This is a genomic window from Pseudomonas flavocrustae (genome assembly GCF_029872515.1).
GTDB classification, from domain to species: Bacteria; Pseudomonadota; Gammaproteobacteria; order Pseudomonadales; family Pseudomonadaceae; genus Chryseomonas; species Chryseomonas aestiva.
The window spans coordinates 229289-253207 of sequence record NZ_JAPDIQ010000002.1; the positions used below are offsets into that span (position 1 = coordinate 229289).

At 65.0% G+C, this 23919-nt stretch carries 22 protein-coding genes and 1 tRNA gene; 7 read left to right on the top strand and 16 right to left on the bottom strand.

Annotated features, from left to right (window positions below; genetic code table 11):
- Positions 1 to 190: 190 nt before the first annotated feature.
- Positions 191 to 349: a DUF3309 family protein gene (locus tag OMP44_RS05750; RefSeq protein ID WP_007159093.1), complete on the top strand. Its 159-nt coding sequence runs from the start codon at positions 191 to 193 to the stop codon at positions 347 to 349.
- Positions 350 to 506: 157 nt separating this feature from the next.
- On the opposite strand, the gene dacB is transcribed toward OMP44_RS05750, so the two are convergent.
- The 4 genes from dacB to OMP44_RS05770 all read right to left on the bottom strand — a co-directional run bounded on the left by dacB (position 507) and on the right by OMP44_RS05770 (position 3286).
- Entirely contained in the window at positions 507 to 1970 is a 1464-nt protein-coding gene (gene dacB, locus OMP44_RS05755) for a D-alanyl-D-alanine carboxypeptidase/D-alanyl-D-alanine endopeptidase (protein ID WP_280306944.1), read from the bottom strand.
- A 168-nt stretch (positions 1971 to 2138) separates the two neighbouring features.
- The gene (locus OMP44_RS05760; protein WP_017639713.1) at positions 2139 to 2288 is read right to left on the bottom strand and encodes a hypothetical protein; all 150 of its coding nucleotides are present in this window, start codon (positions 2286 to 2288) and stop codon (positions 2139 to 2141) included.
- A gap of 26 nt (positions 2289 to 2314) precedes the next feature.
- Complete coding sequence (locus OMP44_RS05765) at positions 2315 to 2971, bottom strand: hypothetical protein (protein WP_187978887.1); 657 nt, start codon at positions 2969 to 2971, stop codon at positions 2315 to 2317.
- Between the two features lie 105 nt (positions 2972 to 3076).
- Positions 3077 to 3286, bottom strand: coding sequence for a cold-shock protein (locus OMP44_RS05770; protein WP_007159089.1), 210 nt, complete (start codon positions 3284 to 3286; stop codon positions 3077 to 3079).
- A gap of 697 nt (positions 3287 to 3983) precedes the next feature.
- On the opposite strand from OMP44_RS05770, the gene OMP44_RS05775 reads away from it, so the two are divergent.
- Positions 3984 to 4253 carry a hypothetical protein gene (locus OMP44_RS05775; RefSeq protein ID WP_252977097.1) on the top strand — a complete coding sequence of 90 codons (270 nt, stop codon included), beginning with the start codon at positions 3984 to 3986 and terminating at the stop codon, positions 4251 to 4253.
- Positions 4254 to 4578: 325 nt separating this feature from the next.
- Entirely contained in the window at positions 4579 to 5430 is an 852-nt protein-coding gene (locus OMP44_RS05780; protein ID WP_187978888.1) for a CvfB family protein, read from the top strand.
- Here the strand turns inward: OMP44_RS05780 and OMP44_RS05785 are convergent.
- The 6 genes from OMP44_RS05785 to OMP44_RS05810 form a co-directional block, all read right to left on the bottom strand.
- Positions 5384 to 8005: a ligase-associated DNA damage response DEXH box helicase gene (locus OMP44_RS05785; protein ID WP_280306946.1), complete on the bottom strand. Its 2622-nt coding sequence runs from the start codon at positions 8003 to 8005 to the stop codon at positions 5384 to 5386. The genes OMP44_RS05780 and OMP44_RS05785 overlap by 47 nt on opposite strands.
- Positions 8006 to 8016: 11 nt before the next feature.
- Positions 8017 to 9348 carry a deoxyguanosinetriphosphate triphosphohydrolase gene (locus OMP44_RS05790; RefSeq protein WP_007159085.1) on the bottom strand — a complete coding sequence of 444 codons (1332 nt, stop codon included), beginning with the start codon at positions 9346 to 9348 and terminating at the stop codon, positions 8017 to 8019.
- A gap of 94 nt (positions 9349 to 9442) precedes the next feature.
- Entirely contained in the window at positions 9443 to 10621 is a 1179-nt protein-coding gene (locus OMP44_RS05795) for an EAL domain-containing protein (protein WP_280306948.1), read from the bottom strand.
- Between the two features lie 99 nt (positions 10622 to 10720).
- Positions 10721 to 11062 (bottom strand): hypothetical protein, encoded by a 342-nt coding sequence (locus tag OMP44_RS05800; protein WP_187978890.1) that lies wholly within the window; start codon positions 11060 to 11062, stop codon positions 10721 to 10723.
- A complete protein-coding gene (locus OMP44_RS05805) occupies positions 11059 to 11451 on the bottom strand; it encodes a phage holin family protein (RefSeq protein WP_133859534.1) in 393 nt (130 codons plus the stop codon). The genes OMP44_RS05800 and OMP44_RS05805 overlap by 4 nt, the downstream gene beginning before the upstream one ends.
- A 15-nt stretch (positions 11452 to 11466) precedes the next feature.
- Positions 11467 to 11862 (bottom strand): ElaB/YgaM/YqjD family protein, encoded by a 396-nt coding sequence (locus OMP44_RS05810; RefSeq protein WP_187978891.1) that lies wholly within the window; start codon positions 11860 to 11862, stop codon positions 11467 to 11469.
- A 350-nt stretch (positions 11863 to 12212) separates the two neighbouring features.
- Here OMP44_RS05810 and OMP44_RS05815 point away from each other — a divergent pair, with 350 nt between their 5' ends.
- On the top strand, positions 12213 to 12500 hold the full coding sequence (locus tag OMP44_RS05815) for a DUF3509 domain-containing protein (RefSeq protein ID WP_007159080.1): 288 nt from the start codon (positions 12213 to 12215) through the stop codon (positions 12498 to 12500).
- Positions 12501 to 12643: 143 nt separating this feature from the next.
- Here OMP44_RS05815 and OMP44_RS05820 read toward each other — a convergent pair whose 3' ends face one another.
- The 4 genes from OMP44_RS05820 to OMP44_RS05835 form a co-directional block, all read right to left on the bottom strand.
- Entirely contained in the window at positions 12644 to 13078 is a 435-nt protein-coding gene (locus OMP44_RS05820) for a hypothetical protein (protein ID WP_187978892.1), read from the bottom strand.
- A 15-nt stretch (positions 13079 to 13093) separates the two neighbouring features.
- The gene (locus tag OMP44_RS05825) at positions 13094 to 13375 is read right to left on the bottom strand and encodes a DUF3509 domain-containing protein (RefSeq protein WP_064306571.1); all 282 of its coding nucleotides are present in this window, start codon (positions 13373 to 13375) and stop codon (positions 13094 to 13096) included.
- A 97-nt stretch (positions 13376 to 13472) separates the two neighbouring features.
- Positions 13473 to 14351: a dTDP-4-dehydrorhamnose reductase gene (rfbD, locus tag OMP44_RS05830; protein WP_187978894.1), complete on the bottom strand. Its 879-nt coding sequence runs from the start codon at positions 14349 to 14351 to the stop codon at positions 13473 to 13475.
- Positions 14352 to 14918: 567 nt separating this feature from the next.
- On the bottom strand, positions 14919 to 18389 hold the full coding sequence (locus tag OMP44_RS05835; RefSeq protein ID WP_280306949.1) for a hybrid sensor histidine kinase/response regulator: 3471 nt from the start codon (positions 18387 to 18389) through the stop codon (positions 14919 to 14921).
- A gap of 157 nt (positions 18390 to 18546) precedes the next feature.
- On the opposite strand from OMP44_RS05835, the gene OMP44_RS05840 reads away from it, so the two are divergent.
- Both OMP44_RS05840 and OMP44_RS05845 read left to right on the top strand, forming a co-directional pair.
- On the top strand, positions 18547 to 19113 hold the full coding sequence (locus OMP44_RS05840; protein ID WP_133859529.1) for a GNAT family N-acetyltransferase: 567 nt from the start codon (positions 18547 to 18549) through the stop codon (positions 19111 to 19113).
- A 185-nt stretch (positions 19114 to 19298) separates the two neighbouring features.
- A complete protein-coding gene (locus OMP44_RS05845) occupies positions 19299 to 21755 on the top strand; it encodes a putative bifunctional diguanylate cyclase/phosphodiesterase (protein WP_273861149.1) in 2457 nt (818 codons plus the stop codon).
- On the opposite strand, the gene OMP44_RS05850 is transcribed toward OMP44_RS05845, so the two are convergent.
- Both OMP44_RS05850 and rdgC read right to left on the bottom strand, forming a co-directional pair.
- The gene (locus tag OMP44_RS05850; protein ID WP_027602755.1) at positions 21705 to 22646 is read right to left on the bottom strand and encodes a bile acid:sodium symporter family protein; all 942 of its coding nucleotides are present in this window, start codon (positions 22644 to 22646) and stop codon (positions 21705 to 21707) included. The genes OMP44_RS05845 and OMP44_RS05850 overlap by 51 nt on opposite strands.
- Before the next feature lie 60 nt (positions 22647 to 22706).
- Positions 22707 to 23627: a recombination-associated protein RdgC gene (rdgC, locus tag OMP44_RS05855; RefSeq protein ID WP_158893974.1), complete on the bottom strand. Its 921-nt coding sequence runs from the start codon at positions 23625 to 23627 to the stop codon at positions 22707 to 22709.
- Positions 23628 to 23838: 211 nt separating this feature from the next.
- Between rdgC and OMP44_RS05860 the strand changes: the two genes are divergently transcribed.
- Positions 23839 to 23914 (top strand) — tRNA-Val (locus OMP44_RS05860).
- Positions 23915 to 23919: the final 5 nt, after the last annotated feature.

Below are 23919 nucleotides of genomic sequence, written 5' to 3' on the forward strand. Positions count from 1 at the left end.
GACCAAGCCCGGATCCCTGATCCGGGCTTTCTTTTTGGGGGCGAAAACGCCGACTTGGCGGTGAAGGGCAGGGTTACCTGACGACGTCGGGATTTTCCGTCGCTGGCGCGGGTCCATGGAATAAGCCCGTTCGCTTCGTATCAAGCTGTTACGACGACGGTCGACCCTTGGCCTTCATGGAGAATGGCAGATGACTCTCTCGACCATCCTGGTTCTGGTGCTGCTGGTCCTGCTCATCGGCGGACTTCCGGTATTCCCGCATTCGCGCAGCTGGGGCTATGGCCCGTCCGGTATCGTGGGCGCCATCCTGGTCGTCCTGCTGGTACTGCTCTTGCTCGGCATGATCTAGCCTGTCAAAGGCCTGAAAATGCCCCACAAGGGTGCGTGGGACAAAGTTCTTGCCCAATGCGGTGCAGCGCGGTAACGTCGGCTTTCCGGCCTGCCTTGCCGAGTGTGGTAAACAAAACCGGCGTCTGCGCAAGCAGGCGCCGGTTTTGTTTTGCGCGTCAGTTGGCGACCGCGCCGTCCTGGCGGCTGCGCTGATAGAGGTCCAGCACCACCTCGTCCAGGATCGACGAAGCCCCCCAGGGGCGGCTGCTGTTGAGAATGGCGACCACCACCCAGTTGCGCGCGTTGGCGTCCCGGACAAAGCCCGCCAGGGCCCGTACATTGTTCAGGGTGCCGGTCTTCATGTGGGCCTGGCCGGTCAGCGGCGAGTTCTTCATGCGCTTGCGCAGGGTGCCGTCCATGCCGGCCAGCGGCAGTGAAGAGATGAACTCCGGGCCGTAGGGACTCTGCCAGGCGGCGCGCAGGATCTCCGCCATCTCCCGGGCACTGACCCGCTCGGTCCGGGACAGGCCGGAGCCGTTCTCCATGATCAGGTGACTGGCATTGATGCCCTTGCGCGCCAGCCACGAGCGGATGACCCGCAGCGCCGCCTTGCTGTCGTCGGCATCCGCCGAGGTGCGGAATTGCGCCCCGATGGACAGGAACAGCTGCTGGGCCATGGTGTTGTTGCTGTACTTGTTGATGTCGCGAATGATCTCCACCACATCGGGCGAGAAGGCCCGGGCGAGCAGCTCGGCATTGCGCGGCACGCTGCCCTCGCGGGTACGGCCCTTGATGCTGCCACCCAGTTCCTGCCAGATGGCCCGGACCGCGCCGGCGGTATAGGTCGGGTGATCGAGCAGCGACAGATAGCTCTGGGCGTTGCAACCGTCCGGCAACTGGCCGCTGACGATGAGGCTGGTACTGCCATCGGCCTGAGGCACCGGATTGAAGCGCACTTCGGGCCAGGCCGGGCAACCGCTCTTGCCGGTGGCGCGCATCTGGTTGTCGATGTTGACGTTGGTCAGCGGCGGATCCATGGAGACGCTGACCCGGCCATCGGCCGAGCGGACCACCATGCGCACCGACTTGAGATTGACCAGCAGCGAGTCCGGACCGACCAGGAAGGTCTTGTTCTCGTCTTCGCCATCGTCGTTGAAGGCCGGCAGATTGGGTTTCACGAAGCGACCGCGATCCAGCACCAGGTCACCGGTGACTTCCAGCACGCCATTGGCGCGCAGATCACGCATGAGCAGCCACAGCCGCTCCATGTTCAGCTTGGGATCGCCGCCACCCTTGAGGTAGAGATTGCCGTTGAGGATGCCGTCCTTGAGCGTGCCGTCGGTATAGAACTCGGTCTTCCACTGATAGGTGGGACCCAGCAGTTCCAGGGCGGCAAAGGTGGTGATCAGCTTCATGGTCGAAGCCGGATTCACCGAGACGTCGGCATTGTAGTAGTCGTTCTCGCCCGGGCCATCGAGGGGCAGCATCACCAGCGACAGGTCGCTGCCGGGAATCTTATTGGTCTGCATCGCCTTTTCGATTCGCGGCGGCAGGTAGGAGGTATCGGCATTGACGGGCAGGGAAAAGCCCAGGGCGCAGCAGCTCAGCAGCAGGCCCAGAGATCGGAAGGTCTTTCGCATCGGGACACACACCTTGGCAGGGTATCGGCCTAGTTGAAGAGAAAAGGGGCCGATAGACGTCGGAGTGTGGGCATTATGCAGTAAGGAGGGAGGGGCGAGCCAACCCCAAGGGGCAGGGCGCGGATAAAGAAACGACCGCCGCAGCGGTCGTTTCCGGAAAGGGCGGGATCAGTTGTAGCCGGTGGCGTCCTTGGTACGGTCCGGACTGTTGGGCGAAGGCGGATCGCGCCCGTCGTCGGTCTTGGCGTGCTCGGTGCGCAGGGGCTTTTCGTCCTTGGGCAGTTCGCGTTCGTCGGCTTTGCGCTTTTCTTCGGCCATGGGATCCTCGTCTACGTGACTGCCGGTCAAGGTGTGACCGGCGCAGACGTTTCGCCGTTCCCCTGGGGCGAGGAGTGGTCAGCGAACACGCCGGCGTTCTGCAGCTGGCGCAGGGCTTCGTTGACCTGGCGGGCGAAGGATTCTTCGATGGCGGTCCCGGCCTGATGGCTGGCGGCCAGGGGCAGGAACCACACCCCCATCCAGGTGCGCACCGAGCTGGCGTTGCGCACGCGGGTGGACGGTCCGCTTCCCGGCGCGATCCATTCGGCGGTCAGCACATAGTCGTCCCTGGCGGTTCCCGGGACGAGAAAGAAGGTGGCGCCGGTGATCAGGCCACTGGCGATGGCGGCGGCGTAGGAGGTGCTGTTGTAGAGCTTGAGGCGCAGCAGGGCGTCGTCGGGTCTGCCGGGTTCCGGCACCAGGGTGATGCGGTCGAACAGCCCGGAGCCTGCCAGGATCTCTCGAAGCCGGGGCTTCAGGCCTTCACGGGCGACGGCGATCGACGTCGCCTCCTTGGCGTCCTCGACAGTGCCACGATAGAAATTGAATTCCACCAGCACATTGGGGCGCTGTGGTGGCGCGCTCAGGGACGTGCGGAATGGCTGGGAAGAGAGTTCGTCACCGGGAAAGGCGGCGCAACCGGCGAGCAGAAGCAGGCAGAGCAGGGCAGCGAGAGTCTTCATGAAACGCACCTCATCCCTAGGTGGCGATAGCGAAAGCTGGCAGGGGCCAACGTTCGCGCAAAAAAAAGCCCAACCGGGGTTGGGCTTTTTCGAGAAGGCGGGTGATTAGATCACCTGCACCTCATCGGCCTGCAGGCCTTTCTGGCCTTGCACGACCAGGAAGGAAACAGCCTGGCCTTCTTGCAGGCTCTTGAAGCCGTTACCCTGAATGGAACGGTAGTGAACGAACACGTCCGGACCGCTCTGGGGGGTGATGAAGCCGAAGCCTTTCTCGTCGTTGAACCACTTGACGGTGCCAGTTTGGCGAGTAGACATGGATTTCTCCTTGAATAAGATGACGTTGTTGTCCAAAGGACGACAGTTTTGAAACGAGGAGAAACCCATGCCGCGAAAGCTGGCCCTGATGTACTCCAGGTTCTCGACAGGTGAGCCGCTTTGTAGAGACAGCCTCACCTGACAGCGATGGATGGTCTCAGACTGGCTTGCGCAAAACAAGACCTTTGAGCTGCCCGATGTTGACTTTACCGACCATGGTCGAAGCGGTAGCTGGAGCAGGTAAACGGCTGTTGGCGGAGGGAGCGCCGAGCGCTGTCCTGGGCCTGGTCCCGTCGACTGCGAGCAGCGATCCGTGCTGAATCGTTTCCTGAACGGAGGATACCGGGGAGCGAGACGCAGGGCAGTACGTCGAGTTCGGCAAGCGGTCGTGCGCACCTGATGGTTCTGCAGGTTTTTCAGGAGCCTATGCGCCCTCTGCAGGCTCCTTTGAACGTCGTTGCAGGTCGGCACCCGGGTCCTGCGCGCCGAGATGTCGCCAGTTGGCGTCCAGGCAGAGCTATTCCGTGGCCGGCCTGAGCCATGCACAGCCGTTGCGGGCGAGGGCTTAGCCTGGCGTGGCGGGTCTCATAGGCCAGTGGTGTCGAAACGGTGATGACCTGCTCAATTCGGATGGTGGCTAGGTGCTATTATTTTGTTCGAATTATTACCCCGGACCGCAAGGGTCCAAGGATCTACTGTGAAAAACGGACTGGAAAGCGCAGGACGCGCACTGGGCCATGGCCTCGCCGGATACCGCGTCGAGCTTCGTCGCCTGAACCTCAACGAGATACTGATAGCGGTTTACCACGCCCACCAGGCGATCAAGCTGACCCAGCGCATAGTGACCAACGAGCAGGCTACCAATCCGTTCCTGTTGAATACGGTCGTGGCGGCGATGCGCGTCGAGGCTGATACGGTCGGTCTCTTCATAGAGATTCCACTCGCAGCTGACTGCCTGACTGCCTGAGTCAGGCGGTCACTGGATTCGACGTGGAGCAGTGGGCGCGCTCCTCGCGCGTGGGCTGCTTCCCTTCAGCCTGCGGTTCCAAGCCGCAAGCAGCCGCCAATAACATGATGCTCCGGCCCTACGGATGTGCCTTCGGCAACTCATGGCGCCGAGCTATGCGGGGATGGAGTCAGGTCAGGTCGAGGTTCGTCACACGAGCACTGCTTTGCCGCCATCAGCGCTGCGCATGCCGCCGAGCGACCTTTTCGACGATGCAGGCCAGCGATCGAGCAGTGGCCTTGATGATCGCGGTAAAATAGACCGCTTTCTACAGGAGTCTCCATTCATGGCCTTGCTGGGTCGCTTCAACAGCTTGCAGATTTTGCGCAACACCCCCATCGGTCTGTTCCTAGATGCCGGCAACGACGGCGAGGTGCTGCTGCCGCGTCGTTATGCGCCGCGTGACGAACCCTGCGCCGAAGGCGACTGGCTCAACGTCTTCCTTTATCTGGACAGCGAAGACCGCCTGATCGCCACCACCGATAAGCCGAAGGTGCAGGTCGGCGGCTTTGCCAGTCTGCGGGTGGTGGAGGTCGGCCGGGTAGGGATCTTCCTCGACTGGGGCCTGCCCAAGGACCTGCTGCTGCCGCATTCGGAAGAGAAGCGTCCGCTGCAGGTGGGCGACCATTGCGTGGTGCACGTGCATCTGGACGCCCGCACTCGGCGGATCGTCGCCACCGCACGCCTGGATCGCTATCTGGACCGCGACCCGCCGCGCTACAAGGTCGGCCAGCCGGTGCCGTTGCTGGTGGTCGAGCAGACCGACCTCGGCTACAAGGTGATCGTCGACAATAAGCACTGGGGCCTGGTGCATCGCAATGAGGCCTTCAAGCCGTTGCGCCTGGGTCAGCGCGAGCGCGGCTTCATTCGCGAGATCCGGGCCGACGGCAAGATCAGCCTGACCCTGCAGGCCCAGGGAGCCGCCGCGGGCGCCGATCTCGCCGAGCAGATCATCGCCCTGGCCAAGGCGCGCGGTGGGGTGCTGGAGCTCAGCGACAGCAGTCCGCCAGCCCTGATCCACCAACTGTTCGGCGTCAGCAAGGGCAATTTCAAGAAGGCCATCGGCCATCTCTATCGCCAGGGCCGGATCGTTATCGAGGACGACCGGATTTCTGTACGCGAGGACGCCGCGCAGTAGCGCCACGGCGGGGCGTCAGATCGCTGTCATGGCTGGGTTGCACCAGGGATTCGGGATCGAAGGCGCGTGCTCGCTCGTCGGGCCCGGCTTCGCGTTCCAGATCGCCGACCAGGCGGGTGATGCGGTCGGCCAGCTTTTCCGAACTCAGACTCTCGCGCAAGCGCTCGACCATGAGGGGCAGCGCGAAGGGCGAGGGATGGTCCAGGTTCACCAGGCGCAGGGGCAGGGCGCCGGTCCGGGTCAGGGTCTGCTGCAGGCGATCGGCATCGAGTTCCTGGCGCAGGACTTCGGTCTGGGCCTGGCCGAGCAGCAGGTTGTCCGGGTCGTACTGGCGAAAGACCTGATAGAAGAGGCTGCTGCTGGCCTGCAGCTGGCGGTTGCTCTTGTGCGCCCCCGGATAGCCGGAAAAGATCAGCCCCGAGATGCGGGCGATCTCGCGAAACCGGCGCTGGGCGAGTTCGGCGGCGTTCAGACTGGCGAGGGTATCGCTGACCAGGTTGTCGGTAGTGAAGAGGCTGGCATCGAGTAGCTCCTGCCAGTCCAGGCTGACCGGTGAGACCAGTTCCAGGCCGTAGTCGTTGACGGCGATGGAAAAGGTGCAGGGTCTCCTCTGCGCCAGGCGCCAGGCCAGCAGGCTGGCCAGCCCCAGATGGGCATGCCGGCCGGCGAAGGGATAGAGGAACAGGTGCGAGCCTTCGCGGGATTCCAGGGTCTCGGCGAGCAGGTAATGGGCGCTGGGCAGTGCCGACCACTGCCGCTGTACATCCAGCAGCGGTTGCAGCAGGCGCATTTCCGGGCTTTCGTAACGCTGGGCCTCGGCGTCTTCGAGCAGGGCCAGCACGTACTGGGCGAGGGTGTCCGAGAGCGGCATGCGACTGCCGCTCCAGCGCGGGATGGCGGCCTTGCGCCCGCTGGCACGGCGCACGTACACCGTCATGTTTTCCACCCGTACCAGTTCCAGGGTACGACCGGCGAAGAGAAAGTGGTCGCCGGGCCGCAGCCGGGCGATGAAGCCTTCCTCGATATTGCCCAGGCGATTGCCGCCGCCGCCCTTGGACCAGAACTGCACATTGAGGCTGGTCTCGCTGACGATGGTGCCGATGCCCAGCCGATGCCGCTTGGCCAGTTGCTTGTCAGGCACCCGCCAGATGCCTTCGGCATCGGGCTCGGCACGGCGATAGTCGGGATAGGCCGACAGCGAGGCGCCCCCGTTGCGAACGAAGGCCAGCGCCCAGATCCATTCGCCTTCGCTGAGGTGGCGATAGGCCCAGGCGCTGCGGATCTCCGGTAGCAGGTCATCCGGTTCGAAGCCGCCGCCCAGGGCGACGGTCACCAGATGCTGCACCAGGACGTCCAGGGGCTTGACCGGGGCGGTGCGCGCCTCGATCTCGCCCGCGGTGATGGCTCGCCGAGTGGCCGCCGCATCCAGCAGATCGAGGCTGTAGGTGGGTACCAGGGTCGCCCGCGAGGCCCGGCCCGGGGCGTGACCACTGCGGCCGGCGCGTTGCAGCAGGCGGGCGATGCTCTTGGGCGAGCCGATCTGCAGCACCCGCTCCACCGGCAGGAAATCCACCCCGAGGTCGAGGCTGGAGGTACAGATCACCGCCTTGAGCAGGCCATTCTTGAGACCGGCCTCCACCCATTCGCGGGCCTGCTTCTCGATGGAGCCATGGTGCAGGGCGATCAGACCGGCCCAGTCCGGGCGCGCCTGCAACAGGGCCTGGTACCAGAGTTCGGTCTGGGCGCGGGTGTTGGTGAAGACCAGGGTGGTGGGGCTGTCTTCCAGTTCGCGGATCACCTGCTGCAGCAGCCGCATGCCCAGGTGCCCGGCCCAGGCGAAGCGTTCGACGCCGCCTTCGGGCAGCAGGGTGTCCACCTGCAGGCGCTTGTCCTGACGACCCTGGACGAGCTGGCCCGGGGCACCGGCCAGCAGCACGTCCAGCGCATGGGCCTGATTGCCGAGGGTGGCCGACAGGCCCCAGGTCTGCAGCCCGGGATTCCAGCGCCGCAGGCGGGCCAGGGCGAGTTGCGTCTGGGTGCCGCGCTTGTTGCCGAGCAATTCGTGCCATTCGTCGATGACCACCAGGCGAACCTGGCCCAGGGCTTCCTGGGCGTCCTCACGGGAGAGCAACAGCGACAGGCTCTCCGGCGTGGTGACCAGGGCCGTCGGCAGGCGGCGATTCTGCCGGGCGCGCTCGCTGCTGCCGGTATCGCCGGTGCGCAGGCCCAGAGTCCATTCCAGTTCTTCGTCGAGCACCGGCCGCTCCAGGGCGCGCAGGGTGTCCGCCGCCAGGGCGCGCATGGGCGTCAGCCAGAGCACGGTGAGCGGCGGTGGCGCCTGTTTGCGCTTGCTGGGCAGGCCCTTGGCGGTGATCGGCCTGGGCGCGACGAAGGCATCCAGGGCGGCGAGCCAGACCGCATAGGTCTTGCCCGAGCCGGTGGTGGCGTGCAGCAGACCGGATTCGCCGGCGGCGATGGCCTTGGCCACCTCGCGCTGGAAGGGAAAGGCCTTCCAGCCCTGGGCGGCCAGCCAGCGACTGCCAGGACCCTTGCGCGTACGGGGTAAGGTGGCCATCGTGGCGCTCCTTAGACCGGGTTCGAACGCCCGGTCATCTCGGCCGCCATGGCGGTGGCGTAGCTGTCGGTCATGCCGGCGATGAAATCGATCACCCGCATGAAGGCCTGGTGCAGGGTCCAGGAAGGATCGGGCGCGCTGTTGCCCAACAGGTCGAGGATGCGGCGGCTCTTGAACGACGGCTCACGCCCGCGGTGCTGCTCCAGGGCGGCGCCACAGAAGGCGTTGAGCAGGATCTCCAGGGTGGTGTAGGCGCCGATCTCGTGCAGGGTCTTGCGCTTGTCGTGGAAGATCTTTTCCCGGGCCAGCGCCTTGGCGCGCTGCACGCAGAGCTTGGCCGGCCCGGCCATGTGTTCGACCAGGTCATCGCCCAGGGTGCCGGCGAGCAGGGCGTCCTGCTGGTCGACGAAGGCGCGGGCGGTGGCGTTGGTCAGGTGTTCGATGGCCTTGCCACGCAGGATGGCCAGCTTGCGCCGCCGCGAATCCTTGGGGCCGAGTTGCCGATAGGTTTCCGGCAGGTCGTCGCCGACCAGGCCCAGCAGCAGCGCCTCGACCTCGGCATAGTCCAGCAGCTCCATCTCCAGGCCGTCTTCCAGATCGATCAGCCCGTAGCAGATGTCATCGGCGGCCTCCATGAGGTAGACCAGGGGATGCCGTGCCCAGCGCTCCGGGCCCAGCAGCGGCAGTTCGAGTTTCTCGGCGATCTGCTCCAGCAGCGGCAGCTCGCTCTGGTAGCAGCCGAACTTGTGCTTCTTGTACCCGGGCGCCGCAGCATAGCGCGAGGTCCAGGGATACTTGAGATAGGTGCCGAGGGTGGCGTAGGTCAGGCGGGTGCCGCCGTCGAACTGGTGGTATTCAAGCTGGGTCAGCACCCGGAAGCCCTGGGCGTTGCCTTCGAAATGCAGGAAGTCCTGGCGCTCCGCCTCGCTCATGTCGTCCAGCCAGCCGCGGCCGGCGGCCTGGGTGAACCAGTAGCGGATGGCGTCTTCGCCGGAATGGCCGAAGGGCGGATTGCCGATGTCGTGGGCGAGGCAGGCCGACTGCACCACCATGCCGAGATCGCTTGGATCGCACCAGTCGGGCAGCGCCCCCCTCAGGCTCTCGCCCACGCGCATGCCCAGCGAGCGCCCGACGCAGCTGACTTCCAGGCTGTGGGTCAGGCGGGTGTGGATGTGATCGTTGCTGGTGACGGGGTGAACCTGGGTCTTGCGCCCCAGCCGGCGGAAGGCACCGGAAAAGATGATGCGGTCGTGGTCCTTGTGAAAGGGGCTGCGCCCCAGTTCATCCGGGCTGTGCAGGGGTTTGCCCAGCCGTTCGCGGATAAGAAGTGTCTGCCAGTCCAAGGCCGTCCTCGAGCTATCACCGATAAGGGGAGCGCCGGCGGTTGCCGTGCGGCGCTTCTGCGTTCTGACCTCGGCAACATACGATCATCACCGCTCACTTGGCAAAGCCTGGCAATTGACTGGCGTCCAGGTCGATCAGCAGCAGGCGCTGACCGCTTTCCAGGAACTGGCTGGCGGTCAGGCAGTACTGGTTGGTGGTGGCGTCGCGGTAGACCGTCGAAAGCGCCAGGCGGCGCTCGTTCCAGCCTTCGGCCAGCAGGGCGTAGAAGTAGGGGCGCCAGGACCAGTTGTGATTGAGGTAGCGGCGATTCTCGCGCCAGAACATGCCGTTCCATTCCAGATTCGGGGTGATCTGGGTACCGGCGCGGTCGCACTGGTAGATGCGCAGCAGTCCGGGAAAGGCCTGGGGATCGGGCAGCGCGCTCAGGGGGCCGCCGTGTTCCGCCCAGGGTCTGAGCTGGGTGACGAATTCGGCGAGTTGCTGGCGCAATTCCAGTAACCGGGTCTGCTGGGCCAGCTTGCCATCGACGAAGCGGCTGCGCAGGGCGGCGAAGCGTTGCTGATGGCTGTCGCTCGCGCCCAGTTCGGCGGTGGCCTCGGCGAAGAGAAAGCCCTGCACGTAGCGGGCGCCGCATTCCAGGGCGAAGTCGAGTTCGGTCTCGGTCTCGACGCCCTCGGCGATCAGCCAGCAGCCGGTCTTTTCGGCCATCTGCGCCAGTGCCTTGACCGCGTCGCCCCGGGGGCCACCTCGCGCGGCGGCCTGGAACAGCCGCATGTCCAGCTTGAGGATATCCGGCTGCAGGTCCAGCACCCGATCCAGTTGCGAATAGCCGGAACCGAAATCGTCGATGGCGATGCGGATGCCGAGTTCGCGGTAGCGGGCGACGGCCTGGGTCAGGCTCGGCAGATCGCCGGCCGCCTCGGTGATCTCGTAGACGATCCGCGTCGGGTCGATACCGGAACGCTGCAATTGCGCCAGGCTGGGCAGGGCGACGCCATCGTCCAGCTGGCTGATCCAGCGTGGCGAGAGGTTGAGGCTGAGAAACCAGTCCTCCGGCGCGCCGGCGAAGCGCCGCAGCGCATCGTCCCTGAGGGTGCGGTCGAGCTGCAGCAGCTCCGCGGTCGGGGTATCGGGATTGGCGAACAGGGGGCCGACGGAGGCGTGGCGGCCATCGGCCTGACGCAGACGGCCCAGGGCTTCGACGCCGGCGATACGCCCGGTCGCGGTGTCGATGAAGGGTTGGAAGAAGGCAGTGGGCTGGCCAGAAAACACAGGGCTATCCTTATCGTGGGCGGAGCGTTCAGCTTAGCCATGCGATAAGGGTGCCAGATGACAGAATGGCTCCCGAGGGAGCCATTCTTCATAACACCGCTAGCGGGGCGGCGGCAGCGGCTGGTCAGCCTGCTCGCGATGGCGATTCTGCAAGCGGTTGACGATCGGGTAGAGCGCCAGGCCGATGCGGGCCAGCCGACCCACCGCGCCCAGGCGTTTGCCGAACAGCGACAGGAACACCGTGGCACCCAGCATCAACGGCTTCTTCGCCGAGCTGGCCACCTTGTCCCGGTTCGGTCGCACCAGGTCACCGATGAGACTGATGGGGTTATGCAGGGGCTGAGCGTTGTAGATCAGCTGCTGGCGATACATCTCCATGCGCAACCGGACCAGTTCCTTGCGCTTTGCCTGGCTGGTGGCAGAGGTAAGCGGCTGGTTCATGGCAGTAGGCGCTCCCGGTTGCGGTTGAGTTCTTCCAGGGTGGCATGGAAGGGCGCCGCACCCTTGACCAGGCTCAGGGCCCGCAGGATGCAGATCACCAGTGCCACCGCATAGAAGGCGCACAGGCCCAGCGTTGCGGCCATGCGGTAGGTATCCCAGAAGGCGATGATGACCGCTGCCGAGACGCCGACCAGTACCAGCAAGCCGAAGATCAGGCTCAGGCCGGTAAAGAGAAACAGCTGGAAGGTACGGACCTTCTCTTCCTGAACCTCGATGCCCAGCAGTTCCAGGTGACTCTGCAGCAGGCCGACCACTGCGCCGGCGAGGCGCTTGACCGATGGCTTGGGCGCCTCGTCAGGCAGCTCCCGTGGAGGAGAGGAGGTGTCCATGGCAGTCCCCCAGGCTTAGCGGCGCGAGGCCAGCAGGCCAATCAGGAAGCCGACGCCAGCAGCGATGCCGAGGGCCTTGAAGGGATTGTCGACCACGTATTCCTCGGTGGTTTCCTTGGCCGCGACGCCCTGGCGATAGAGATCGTCCTGCTTGGACTTGAGCACATCGCGGGAGCGTTCCAGGCTGGAGCTCAACTTGGCACGCAGTTCGTCTGCCTGCTCACCGGCCATGCTGGCGGTGTGCTTGAGCAGCTGCTCGGCATCTGCCAGCAGGGTGTGGAATTCGTCGGTCAGTGCCTGCTCGGCCTCGCCCAGATGACGACGGACCCGGTCAGCGTTCTGCTTGTGTGCCTGCTCATCGATGTCAGCGGCAAGCTCGTCTTTGATCACGGGAGGGATTTTGTCGTTCATGGCGCGCTCCTGATAGGCGATGGGTATCCGTTTCAGCCCTTTCGAGTGAGCGCTGGAAGCAAAGGTTCCACCGATCAGGACCGCCATGGCGCTCTACCGGCGCCTTTATAAGGTCGGGAGGCAAGATGCCCAACGACCGGCAAGGCGGACGAATGGTCATACCTTATCGATTTTGCTCTGCTGAAAGTTCCGCAGCAAAACCCGATTAGCAGAGCTGGCTCACAAAATCGGGCACTAGCGCCATTGCGGGTCTTATTCAAGTAGAGCGCAAGAACTTTGCTGTTTCTATCACTGTCAGTTGCGTCGTATTTGATCGTCCATGCACTTCTAGACAAATAAGAGGGGGAAGAATGGAAAACGCCATAGATAGACTGACTGCCGCTTTCAGTACTTATAAATGCTCGGTCACGGCGCCTCGCCCTGATGGCAGTATTGTGCTGACGGTGCAGGATCAGCAGTGTGACGATGCGCGGGTGAACCGGGTGGTCAGCGCCCGGCAACTGGGCGAGAGCCAGCTGCTGAAAACGGTAATCGACGAGGTTCGCAAGGACGTATCGCTGCGGGCCGGCGCGCTGGCGCCGCAATCCATGGCGGTGCTGCGGGCCACGGGCGCCAACATGCTGAGATATTCCGAGTAACGACTCGGCGCAGAAAGCTTCAGCGCGAGACTTGCAGTACGGATGCCCTGGCATTCGTTGGTCTCGAACGTTGAAGATTCAAAGATGCTAAAAAAGATACTAAACAAGTAGTTAGCGTCAGAGTTTTAGCCGTAACGCTTCTCTCAGCTCTTGCACTTCAGCAGCCGGCATCCCGCACAGGGCAGTTGGGTGACAGGCAGCTCATACATGGGGCAGGCGACGTCCACTACACCCCAGGACGGAAAGCCCTGTCCGGCTTGCACGGCAGCCAGCCGCGCACTGGCGATCACACCATTGAGCAGTTCCTCTTCCCGATACAGCGCCTGACGCAAGGTCGGCGAGCGGTAGAGGATGCGTCCGCAGCGGTCCAGCAAGGTAAAGGAAAAGCGCCCGGTCCGGTCCGGCAGCGTTGGCCAGACCTTGAGTGGCGCCAGTTGCTCGTCGAGACGGGCGCAGGTGAGCTGGTACAGCGAGGCGCGTGGGGTATGCAGCGCAGCTGCCGTCTCCAGGCCATCGAGCAGGGTGACCGGGCTAGGGCCCGGTAGCAGGCCGTCGCTGATGCCTTCCATGGTGTGCATAGTGCTGCTTCCTGCTCAGTTCGCTACGGTCAGACGATTCACGGTGCCACTGCCGCCGGCCAGCAAGGCCGTGACGCCATGACCTTCATCGATGGCGATACCCAGGCGGATGCTGTCGATCAATCGCGCGAGGCGGGTGTGGTCATGCAATTGCTGCTTGCTGATCAACCGCTTGACCTTGACGCCGCTGTCGTCGGACAGCGTCAGGCTGACGCTGCCGTCGAGGCGCTCGATGCGGAAATTGACCCGGAAGTCATGCTCGAAAGCCGCGGCGATGAGTTGGAAAGGGTTGTCCATGACGTACCTGACTGGCGTGAGCGGGGTCAGTGCCATTGACTTCGAGAGGCTGGGGTAGTTCTCGAGCAGATCCCAGAAGTATGACCGACGGCCCGTTTCAGCCGCTCACCTGAAGTTCGCGCTCGCTCCAGCACTGGGCGAAAGCCGCTTGCCAGTCGGGTAGCGGCTCACCCAGCACCGCCGCCAGCTTTTCAGTGGACAGGCGGGAATTGATGGGGCGATGGGCCGGGGTGGGATAGGAACTGCTGGGGATGGGATTGAGGCGGGCCTTCAGCTGGCCGGTCTCGCGCAGGCGCCGGGCGATCTGCTCGGCGAACCCGAACCAGGAGGTGGTGCCGTTGGCGGTCAGGTGATAGGTACCCCAGAGTTCGTCCTGGTCGCTGTGGGCGAGCAGTCGGTCGGTGGCGGCGGCGATGGTGCGGGTCCAGGTGGGCGCGCCGATCTGGTCGTCGACGATGTTCAGTTCGTCGCGCTCGCTGAGCAGCCGCACCATGGTGCGCAGGAAATTGTTGCCCTGCCAGGAATAGACCCAGCTGGTGCGCAGGATGAGGTGGCGCTCGGCGTGTTCACGCACGGCGTTCTCGCCGGCCAGCTTGGTCCGACCATAGACATTGAGTGGGCAGGTCGGATCTTCTTCCCGGTAACGGCCTTCCTTGCTGCCATCGAAAACATAGTCGGTGGAGTAGTGGACCATCGGAATGCCGAGCTGCTGTGCGGCCCGGGCGAAGACCTCGGGCACCCGTTCGTTGATCAGGGCAGCGGTCTGGGGATCGCTCTCGGCGGCGTCCACGGCGGTGTAGGCGGCGGCATTGATGATGACGTCGGGCTTTGCGGCCAGGACGCGTTCATGGAGTGCCTCCAGCTGGGTGAAATCCACCTGGGCCCGGCCGATGACGGTTATCCGGGCCTTGGCGGCCAGCAGTTGTTGCAGCGCCTGAGAAAGTTGGCCGTGTTGACCCGCGATGAAGACGTTCATGTGACTGAGCTATTCCAGAAGGGCTGGCGCGTCCATGCCTGATTGACAGGTTGGGCGTCGCCACGACAGCCCTGAGCAAAAGCAGGCAGTCTACCCGATGACCGGCAGAGGACAAGGCTAGCCTTTGGCCTGCGTGCGGCCGCAGCTGTCGGCTCTAGCCTGCGGCCCGCCTCCCCATACGGCCTCCCGGGAGGCTCGAAAAAATTTGTTTCACGAATACTTGACAATTGTGCGACAGCTGCGGGGTGTCCGTTGGTCTTTTTTACCTAGAGTTGTGCACAAGTTGTGCTAGCGCATGTCAAGCCCTGTCTGGCCTGGAGTTTTCCCTGCCGAAAATCCTGCTTTTGAATTAAGTTGTTGATTATGTTGAACTTATTAAACTGATTAAAAAATGACCAACTTGTTTGGGGAGCCCGCAGAGCAAGGCTCCGGGTTCTTTTCCACCATGTTTTCAACAAAGTTATCAACAGAAGCTGTGGATTGTTCTATCTCTCAGGCTTCTGACAACCTTAATCGACGCTGAACGAAAGGCCGTTCGGCGTCGTGACGTGCCGTCTGCGTGTTCCCTCAACCGGAGAGCGCCAGTTGCCGACTCAGCAAGGCGCGTAGCGAAGCCGGCTTGACCGGCTTGGGCAGGAAATCCAGTCGCGCCTGACGCACCCGGTCCAGGCATTCCGGTCGGCCATCGGCACTGATGACGATGCCGGGGATGTCCTGGCCCAGGGCCTGGCGAATCCATTCGGCGACATCCGGACCGGTGTCGGCATCGCTCAGGTGATAGTCGACGATGAGCAGTCGCGGTACCACGCCCTGGGCGAGCAGGGCAGCGCATTCCTCGCGACTGCGTGCGGTCCAGACCTGGCAGCCCCAGCGGCCCAGCAGGCTGCGCAACCCGAGCAGGATGCTGTCTTCGTTGTCGATGCACAGCACCGGATCGCCGGCCAGGGGCTGGGCGGTTTCGCTGGCGGTTGCCGCCTGGATGGCCAGCGCGGGTGCCAGGGGCACCTTGACGCTGAAGACGCTGCCATGACCCGGCCAGGAGCGCACCGAGAGTTCGTGACCCAGCACCCGGCAAAGGCGATCGGCGATCGCCAGGCCGAGCCCCAGGCCCTTTTCCGCGCGGGTCTGGTGGCTGTCCAGGCGCTTGAATTCCTCGAAGATCAGCTCCAGCTTGTCCGCCGGGATGCCGGGGCCGCTGTCCCAGACCTCCAGGCTCACGCTCTGGCCCTGGCGGCGGACCCCGAGCAGCACCCGGCCATGGGCATATCTCAGGGCATTGGTGAGGAAATTCTGCAGCACCCGCCGCAGCAACTTGCTGTCGCTGTTGACCACCAGCCGACTGCTGCGGATGCGCAGGTTGGTGCCCTGGTTCTGCGCCAGGGCCTTGAATTCCACGCCCAGGGCCTCGAACAGGGTGGCCAGGGAAAAGGGTGCCGGCGTGGCCAGGATGCGACCGTTCTCCAGTCGCGAGATGTCCAGCAGATCGGCGATCAGGTCTTCGCTGGATCTCAGGGCGCTGTCCATGTTGCGCACCAGTTCCTGGGCTTCCTGGGCCAGGCCGTCCTGGTGGGCGAGGGCGGCGGTGAACAGGCGGGCGGCGCTCAGCGGCTGCATGAGGTCGTGGCTGACCGCGGTGAGGAAGCGGCTCTTCGACTGGTTGGCCGCTTCCGCATGAGCCTTGGCTTCCTCCAGCGCCTGGTTGAGCTGGGACAGTTCGCGGGTGCGTTCCTCGACGCGCTGCTCCAGGCCCTCGTTGGCTTCGCGCAGAGCGCGCTCGGCCTCGCGGAAGGCGGTGATGTCGGTAAAGCTCATCACGAAGCCGCGCCCGGGCATGGGACTGCCGATCAGCTCGATCACCCGGCCATTGGGAAAGGTGCGTTCCGAGGTGTGGGGGATGCCCTGGCGCATCCGCTCCACCCGCCGGGCCACGTGCTCGTCGGGATCGCCCGGTCCGCAGAGGCCGCGCAGGGCGTTGTAGCGGATGATCTCGGCGATGGGCCGGCCGACCTGGATCATGCCGTCAGGATAGTCGAACAGCTCCAGGTAGCGCTGGTTCCAGGCCACCAGCCGCAGCGACTGGTCGACCACGCTGAGGCCCTGGGAGATGTTCTCGATGGCGCCCTGCAAGAGCGCCCGGTTGAATTCCAGCACCTCCGAGGCCTCGTCGGCGATGCGCACCACGTCGTCGACCTGCATGTCGCGGCCTTCGATGGCGGCCTTGACCACGGCGCGTGCCGAGGAGGCGCCGATCACCCCGGCCAGCAGGCGCTCGGTCTGGGCGATCCATTCGCTGTTGGCATTCATCGCGGGGTGATAGGTCAGGCCGCTCTGCTCGGCGAAGCGACTGAAGCTCAGGCGGGCGCGCTCGTCGCCGACGAAGCGGGCGGCGAGCAGCCGCAGGTCCTCCAGCTTGACCGCCAGCAGGGCGCGATTGCGCGGTCGGGGCAGGGCGTACTGGGCGATGAAGCGCCCGGCTTGCCAGTATTCCGATACCCGGGTCCGCGAGAGCAGCGACACCAGGGCGAACAGCAGGAAGTTGCCGGCCAGGGAGACCAGGGCACCGACCGTAGTTGGTTGCAGTGTCCGCTCCCCCGCGGGTTGCTCGAACCAGGCGAGGCCGGGAAAGGCGTGCAACGGCCACTGCAGACTGGTGGCCACCACCGGCAGCACCATCAGGTAGCCCCATAGCAGGGCCCCGGCGGTGAGGCCGGCAAAGACGCCGCGGCGATTGGCGGCCTTCCAGAACAGCGCCCCGACCATGGCCGGTCCGAGCTGGGCGATGGCGGCGAAGGCGATCTGGCCGATGGTGGCCAGGCTGGCATTGGAGCCCAGCAGGCGATAGCTGCAGTAGGCCAGGACCAGGATGACCACGATGCTGGCGCGGCGCACCGTGAGCATCCAGTGGCTGAACACCGCATGGGGACTCTCCACCTGGCCCCGGCGCTTGAGTAGCCAGGGCAGGACGATGTCGTTGGAGATCATGGTGGAGAGGGCCACGCAGGCGACGATCACCATGCCGGTGGCGGCCGAGGCGCCGCCCAGGAAGGCCAGCAAGGCCAGCCAGGGACGCTCCTGGGCCAGCGGCAGGCTGATGACGAAGGAGTCGGGCAGTACGCCTCCGGGCAGGTGCAGCTGGCCGGCCAGGGCGATGGGGATGACGAACAGGGCGGCCAGCGCCAGATAGAGCGGAAACACCCAGCGCGCCAGGTTGACGTCCCGGGTATCGGTGTTTTCCACCACCGTGACATGGAACTGGCGCGGCAGGCACATCACGGCGATGAAGGCCACGCCGGTCTGGATCAGCAGGCCCGGCCAGTCCAGCGTCTCGCGCCAGTATTCCTGCAGTTGCGGCGCCTGCTGCGACCGGGTCAGCAGATCGGCGAAGCCGTCGTGCAGGCCATAGGTGACCCAGAGGCCGACGGCGATGAAGGCGGCGAGCTTGACCAGGGATTCGAAGGCGATCGCCAGCATCATGCCGCGATGGTGCTCGGTGACGTCCAGGTTGCGGGTGCCGAAGAGAATGGCGAAGACCGCCAGCACCAGGGAGACGAACAGCGCGGTGTCTTGGGCGCGGGTGCTCAGGGACTCGGCATTGATGCCGGTCAGCAGGTTGACGCCGATGACGATGCCCTTGAGCTGCAGCGCCAGGTAGGGCAGGACGCCGACCAGGCAGATGAGCGCGACGACGATGGCCAGGGTCTGCGACTTGCCGTAGCGGGAGGCGATGAAGTCGGCGATGGAGGTGATGTTTTCCTTCTTGCTGATCAGCACCATCTTCTTGACCAGTTGCGGCGCCAGCAGCAGGAACAGGATGGGCCCCAGGTAGATGGGCAGAAAGGACCAGAGCTGATCGGCGGCCTGGCCGACCGCACCGAAGAAGGTCCAGCTGGTGCAGTAGACGGCCAGCGACAGGCTGTAGACCCAGGCCCGCAGGCGCGGCTTGAGCGGTGGTCGGCGATCGCCATAGAAGGCGATGGCGAACAGCAGGGCCAGGTAGCCGAGGGTAACGGTGATGATCAGCCCGCTGGGCAGGGACATGGCGACTCCAGACATTCCAGGCGCCCATCGCGCCCGGACAAAGTGTCGCACCTTGGGCTGCCAGACGTCAGTTCCGGCACGTGGAGAGACGCCGTGGGTTGAGCCGGACGGCTGGCCCTGTTAGGTTTGCGGGCTGATTCAAGCGAGAGAGACCGCCATGTTCCAAGCGCAGCCCATTTCCCTGCAACGTGGTGCGCTGCGCCTGGACCCCCTGGCGGAAGGTGACGTGCTGGAGCTGGTCAGCCTGGCCGAGCGCAATCGCGAAGCGCTGCACTACCTGAGCGGTCCTCTGCGTCCGGACTGGTATCGCCAGGCGCTGGCCGAGCAGCGCGAGGGGCGCGCCTTGCCCTTCGCCGTGCGCATCGCCGACCGGCTGGTAGGCACTACCCGCTTCGCCGACTTCCTGCCAGCACTGCCCGCCGCCGAGATCGGCTGGACCTGGCTCGACAGCGAGCAGCATGGCAGCGGGCTCAACGGCAACATCAAGTACCTGATGCTGCGCCATGCCTTCGAGCAGTGGCAGCTGGTGCGCGTGCAGCTCAAGACGGCCGCGACCAATCTCAGATCCCAGGCGGCCATCGAGAAGTTGGGCGCGGTTCGCGAAGGCCTGCTGCGTCATCATCGCCGGCTGGCGGATGGCCGGCTCGACGACACCGTGATGTACAGCATCACCGATCGCGAATGGCCCGAGGTGAAGGCCCGGCTGGAGGCGTCCTTCAACTAGCGGTGGCGTCTGACCTACCGTTCGTCGGCAACCTCTGGCAGCAGCATGGCCAGAGGCCGTCTATGTCGCTTGTTTGGCGCCGGTAATCCAGCGCAGCAGTTTTCCATGCCAACAGTTTTCCGCGAAACGGCCGACATGCCTGCTCAATGGCAAGAATTCGCCTGTCTCCTTTTGCGGATCGCTGTATGTCTTCACTGTCGCCTTCCTCTGCGCTGCGTACGCTGCGGGTCGTCTGGCCCTTCGTCATCATCCTGTCCTGCCAGGCACTGGTCGCCATCGTCAGCCTGCAACTGCTGTCGACGGTGCGTGCCTACGTTTCCGCGGAAAGTCTGTGGAGCAAGAGCCTCGGCAACGCCATGCTGTCGCTTGGCGCCTATCTGGATGAGGGGCGCTCGGAGTCCTATCGGGATTATCTGGCGTCCATCAGCGTCAACGATCTCGACCGGGCGGCGCGGCAGGAGCTGGATACCGACGGCAATCCTGCCGAGGCAGCGCGCCTGCTGCGCCTGGCGGGCAACCACCCTGACGATATCGACGGCCTTATCGCCCTCTTTCAAATGGCTCGCCATGTGGAGCCCTTCGAAGGGGTGATCGCCCGCTGGCAGATCACCGATCCCTACATGGACGAATTCCAGGCCCTGGCACGCACCGGCTTCGAATTGATCAAGCTGCAGGGACCGGGACCGGCGCTGATTCCGCTGAAACGCCAGCTGCTGGATCTGCATGACCGGATGATGCCGGAAACGGTGGCCTTCTCGGAGCGCCTCGGGTCGGCCTCGCGCCAGTTGGTCGAGGCCTTGTTCATCGCCAACGTCCTGGTCGGCGCCCTGCTGGTGCTCCTGGCGCTCTGGCGCATGCACAGCCTGGTACAGCAGCGCTGGCGCTCCGAGCAGGCGCTGCAGGCCGAGAAGGAACATATCCAGGTCATCCTGGCTTCCCTCGGCGATGCGGTACTGGCGCTGAATGCCCAGGGGCGGCTGCTCTATCACAACCCGGCGGCAGAGCGCCTGCTGGCGCGGCCGGGGCTGGCCGCGGGCACGCCCGTCACCCACCTGTTCGACATCCAGACCGAGGATCAGCCGGCGTCGACCCGACCGCTGGCCGAGCGCTTGCGCAGCCAGGACTGGCTGGTGGGCGACGAGCCCCTGGCGCACCAGCTGGTGCGCGTCGACGGCACCCGGGTGCCGGTGGCCCTGACGGTGACCACGCTGCCGCGGGACGAATCCGGCACCGGGGTGGTGCTGGTCATGCACGACCAGACCCGCGAGCGCGCCTTCCTGCATGATCTGGCCTGGCAGGCCAGTCACGATGCCCTTACCGGGCTGCTCAATCGCCGCGAATTCGAGACCCGTCTGGAGCGCCTGCTGGCAAGCGAGGACCTGGCCTGTGCCTCGCTGCTGTTCATCGATCTGGATCAGTTCAAGATCGTTAACGACACCTCCGGCCATTTCCATGGCGATCGCCTGCTGCGCCAGCTGTGCGAATTGCTCGGCCAGCAGCTGGGCGAGGACGACTGCCTGGCGCGCCTGGGTGGCGACGAATTCGGCGTGCTGCTGGAAAATCGTACGCCGGCCCAGGCCGAGGCGGTTGCCGAGCGACTGCGCTGCTGCGTGGGTACCCTGCAATTCGAAGCGGCCGGACAGGGCTTTAGGGTCGGTCTGAGCATCGGCGTGGTGCACCTGGGGGGACAGGCCCTGGCGCCCGAGGAGGCGCTGCGCCTGGCGGACCTGGCCTGCTACGCGGCCAAGGACAAGGGCCGCAATCGCATCCAGGTGTTCGCCCCGGGCGATGTGGAGCTGGACCAGCGCCATGGCGAGATGGCCTGGGTGCAGCGGCTGCACCGGGCGCTGGCCGAGGACAGCTTCAGGCTGTATGTCCAGCCGATCCTGGGGCTGGGCCAGGAGACCGCCGCGGATCGCCACGTGGAGGTGCTGATGCGGCTGGAAGAGGGCGAGCGGCTGATCGCGCCGGGCGCCTTCATTCCGGCCGCCGAGCGCTATGGGCTGATGCCCGACCTGGATCGCTGGGTGATCGCCGCGGCGCTGGCCCGTTTCGCCGAGCTGCCCGCCGGGCTGCTCGACACCCTGGCCATCAATCTGTCCGGGCATTCCTTGGGCGAGGCGGGTCTCGCGGATTTCGTCAGGCAGCAACTGCAGCGCTGGCAGATCGCGCCGGCGCGGATCTGCTTCGAGATCACCGAGACCAGCGCCGTGGCCAATCTGGATGCGGCGCGGCTGTTCATGGACGAATTGCGCGGTCTGGGGGTGAGATTCTCTCTGGACGACTTCGGCGCCGGGATGTCGTCCTTCACCTATCTCAAGCACCTGCCGGTGGACTACCTGAAGATCGACGGCAGCTTTGTCCGCCATCTCCTGGAGGACGCCGTGGACAGCGCCATGGTCGAGGCGATCAACCAGCTCGGCCATCTCACCGGCAAGAAGACCATCGCCGAATTCGCCGAAAATGCAGCGGTGGTAGCGGCGCTGGCCACCCTGGGGGTCGACTATGCCCAGGGCTATGGCATCGCCCGGCCGCAGCCCTTCACCGAGGACACCTGCCAGGCGCTGGTCCGGCAGGTGTGGCGCGAGGCCTCAGGGACGGGCGTCATCGTCCTTGAAACGGCGGAAGAGGGTCGCCAGTAGCGCGCCGGAGATGTTGTGCCAGACGCTGAAAAGGGCGCTGGGAACCGCGGCCAGCGGCGAGAAATGCGCCGTGGCCAGGGCGGCGCCGAGTCCGGAATTCTGCATGCCCACTTCCAGCGCCAGGGACTTGCGCTGGGCCACCGGCAGCTTGCAGAACTTGCCGGTGAGATAGCCGAGCAGGAAGCCGAAGCCGTTGTGCAGGATCACCACTGCCATGATCAGCAACCCGGATTCGGCGATGCGCGCCTGGCTGGCGGCCACCACCGCGGCGACGATCACTACGATGCTCACCACCGAGGCCAGCGGCAGCACCTCGACCAGGGCGCCGACGCGCTGGCCGAGCAGGCGCTGGGCGACCAGGCCTAGGGCGATGGGCAGCAGCACCACCTGCAGGATCGACCAGAACAGCCCGCCAAAGGAGATCGGCAGCCAGGTGGAGGCCAGCAGCCAGATCAGCGCCGGGGTCAGCAAGGGGGCGAGCAGGGTGGTCACCGCGGCGATGGCGACCGACAGGGCCAGGTCGCCCTTGGCCAGCCAGGTCATGACGTTGGACGCCGTGCCGCTGGGGCAGCAGCCGACCAGGATGACGCCGACGGCGATTTCCGGCGGCAGGTGGAACAGCTGGCAGAGCGCCCAGGCCACGCCCGGCATGATGACGAAGTGGGCTACCACACCCAGCAGCACCCGCCAGGGGTGACGGCCGACCGCGGCGAAATCCTCGACCTTGAGGGTCAGGCCCATGCCGAACATGATCACCCCCAGCAGCGGCACGATGGCCACGCTCAGCGGCTTGAACACCGCGGGGGCGAAGAACGCCAGCAGGGCGGCGAGCAGCACCCAGAAGGCGAAGGTATTGCCGACGAAGCGGCTGAAGGCGGCCAGGGCACGCATGGCAAACTCCTTTTCAAAAGGGCAGAAAAAAGGCCGGTCTGCGCCGGCCTTGAAACGAGCTTAGAGCCCCTGGGGCAATTCTTCACCCCCCAGAGCCTCGATCAGCTGAGGCAGGAATTCCGCCAGGGTCATCATCATCAGCACGAAGCTGGCGTCCTGCTGGCCGAGGGCGTCTTCGCCGCCATCCTGTTCGGCCTGGTCCTGCAGCAGGTCCTCGAACTTCAGCCGCTTGATGGTGACCTTGTCGTCCAGCAGCAGGGCGAGCTTGTCCTGCCAGGCCAGGGCCAGCTTGGTGACCAGCTTGCCGGCGCCCAGGTGGTTCTGGATCTCTTCGCTGGTCAGGTCCTGACCCTTGCAGCGCACCACGCCGCCGTCTTCACCGGCATCGCGCAATTCGCACTCGTCGAGGATGTAGAGGCCATGGGTGGCGTCACCGGCCTTGACCCAGTCGGTGAAGGTGGCCATCGGCGCCTGCTTGACGCCCAGCGGCCGGACCGGCAGCGAGCCCAGGGCATCGCGCAGGGTGGAGAGCAGGTCCTCGGCGCGCTTGGCGCTGGAGGCGTCCACCAGGATCCAGCCCTGCTTGGGATCGATGGCGGCATAGGTGGTCTGGCGACGGATGAAGGCGCGCGGCAGGAAGGCCTGGACGATCTCGTCCTTGATCTGCTCCTTCTCCTTCTTGTAGACCTTGCGCATCTGCTGGCTTTCGATCTCGTCGACCTTTTCCTGCACGGCTTCCTTGACCACGCTGCTGGGCAGGATGCGTTCTTCCTTGCGCGCGGCGATCAGGAAGAAGCCCTGGCTTTCGTGCACCAGCGGCAGGTCCGGGCCCTTGCCGAAGGGCGCGACGAAGCCGTAGGTGGACAATTCCTGGCTGGCGCAGGGGCGAGCCGGCTTGGCGGCGAGCGCGGCTTCGAGGGCTTCGGTCTCGAAGGCGACTTCCTGGGTGAGACGGTAGACGAGCAGATTACGGAACCACATGGTGTCACTCCCAAAAACGAAGCGCGCATTATCCGCGTCGCCCGCCCCGGAGGCCAACCCCGGATCGCGGTGGTCGTCGGGAATGCGCGCTTTCTCCGGTTGCGCCGGGGGGCGGCGCTAAGCCTTTGGAAGTGCTGGAAAATTTTTTTTCAAAAAGGGGTTGTCAGGTCGGGAACCCCTCCGTAGAATGCGCCCCACTTCGAGAGCAAACGGGTGATTAGCTCAGCTGGGAGAGCATCTGCCTTACAAGCAGAGGGTCGGCGGTTCGATCCCGTCATCACCCACCACTCGA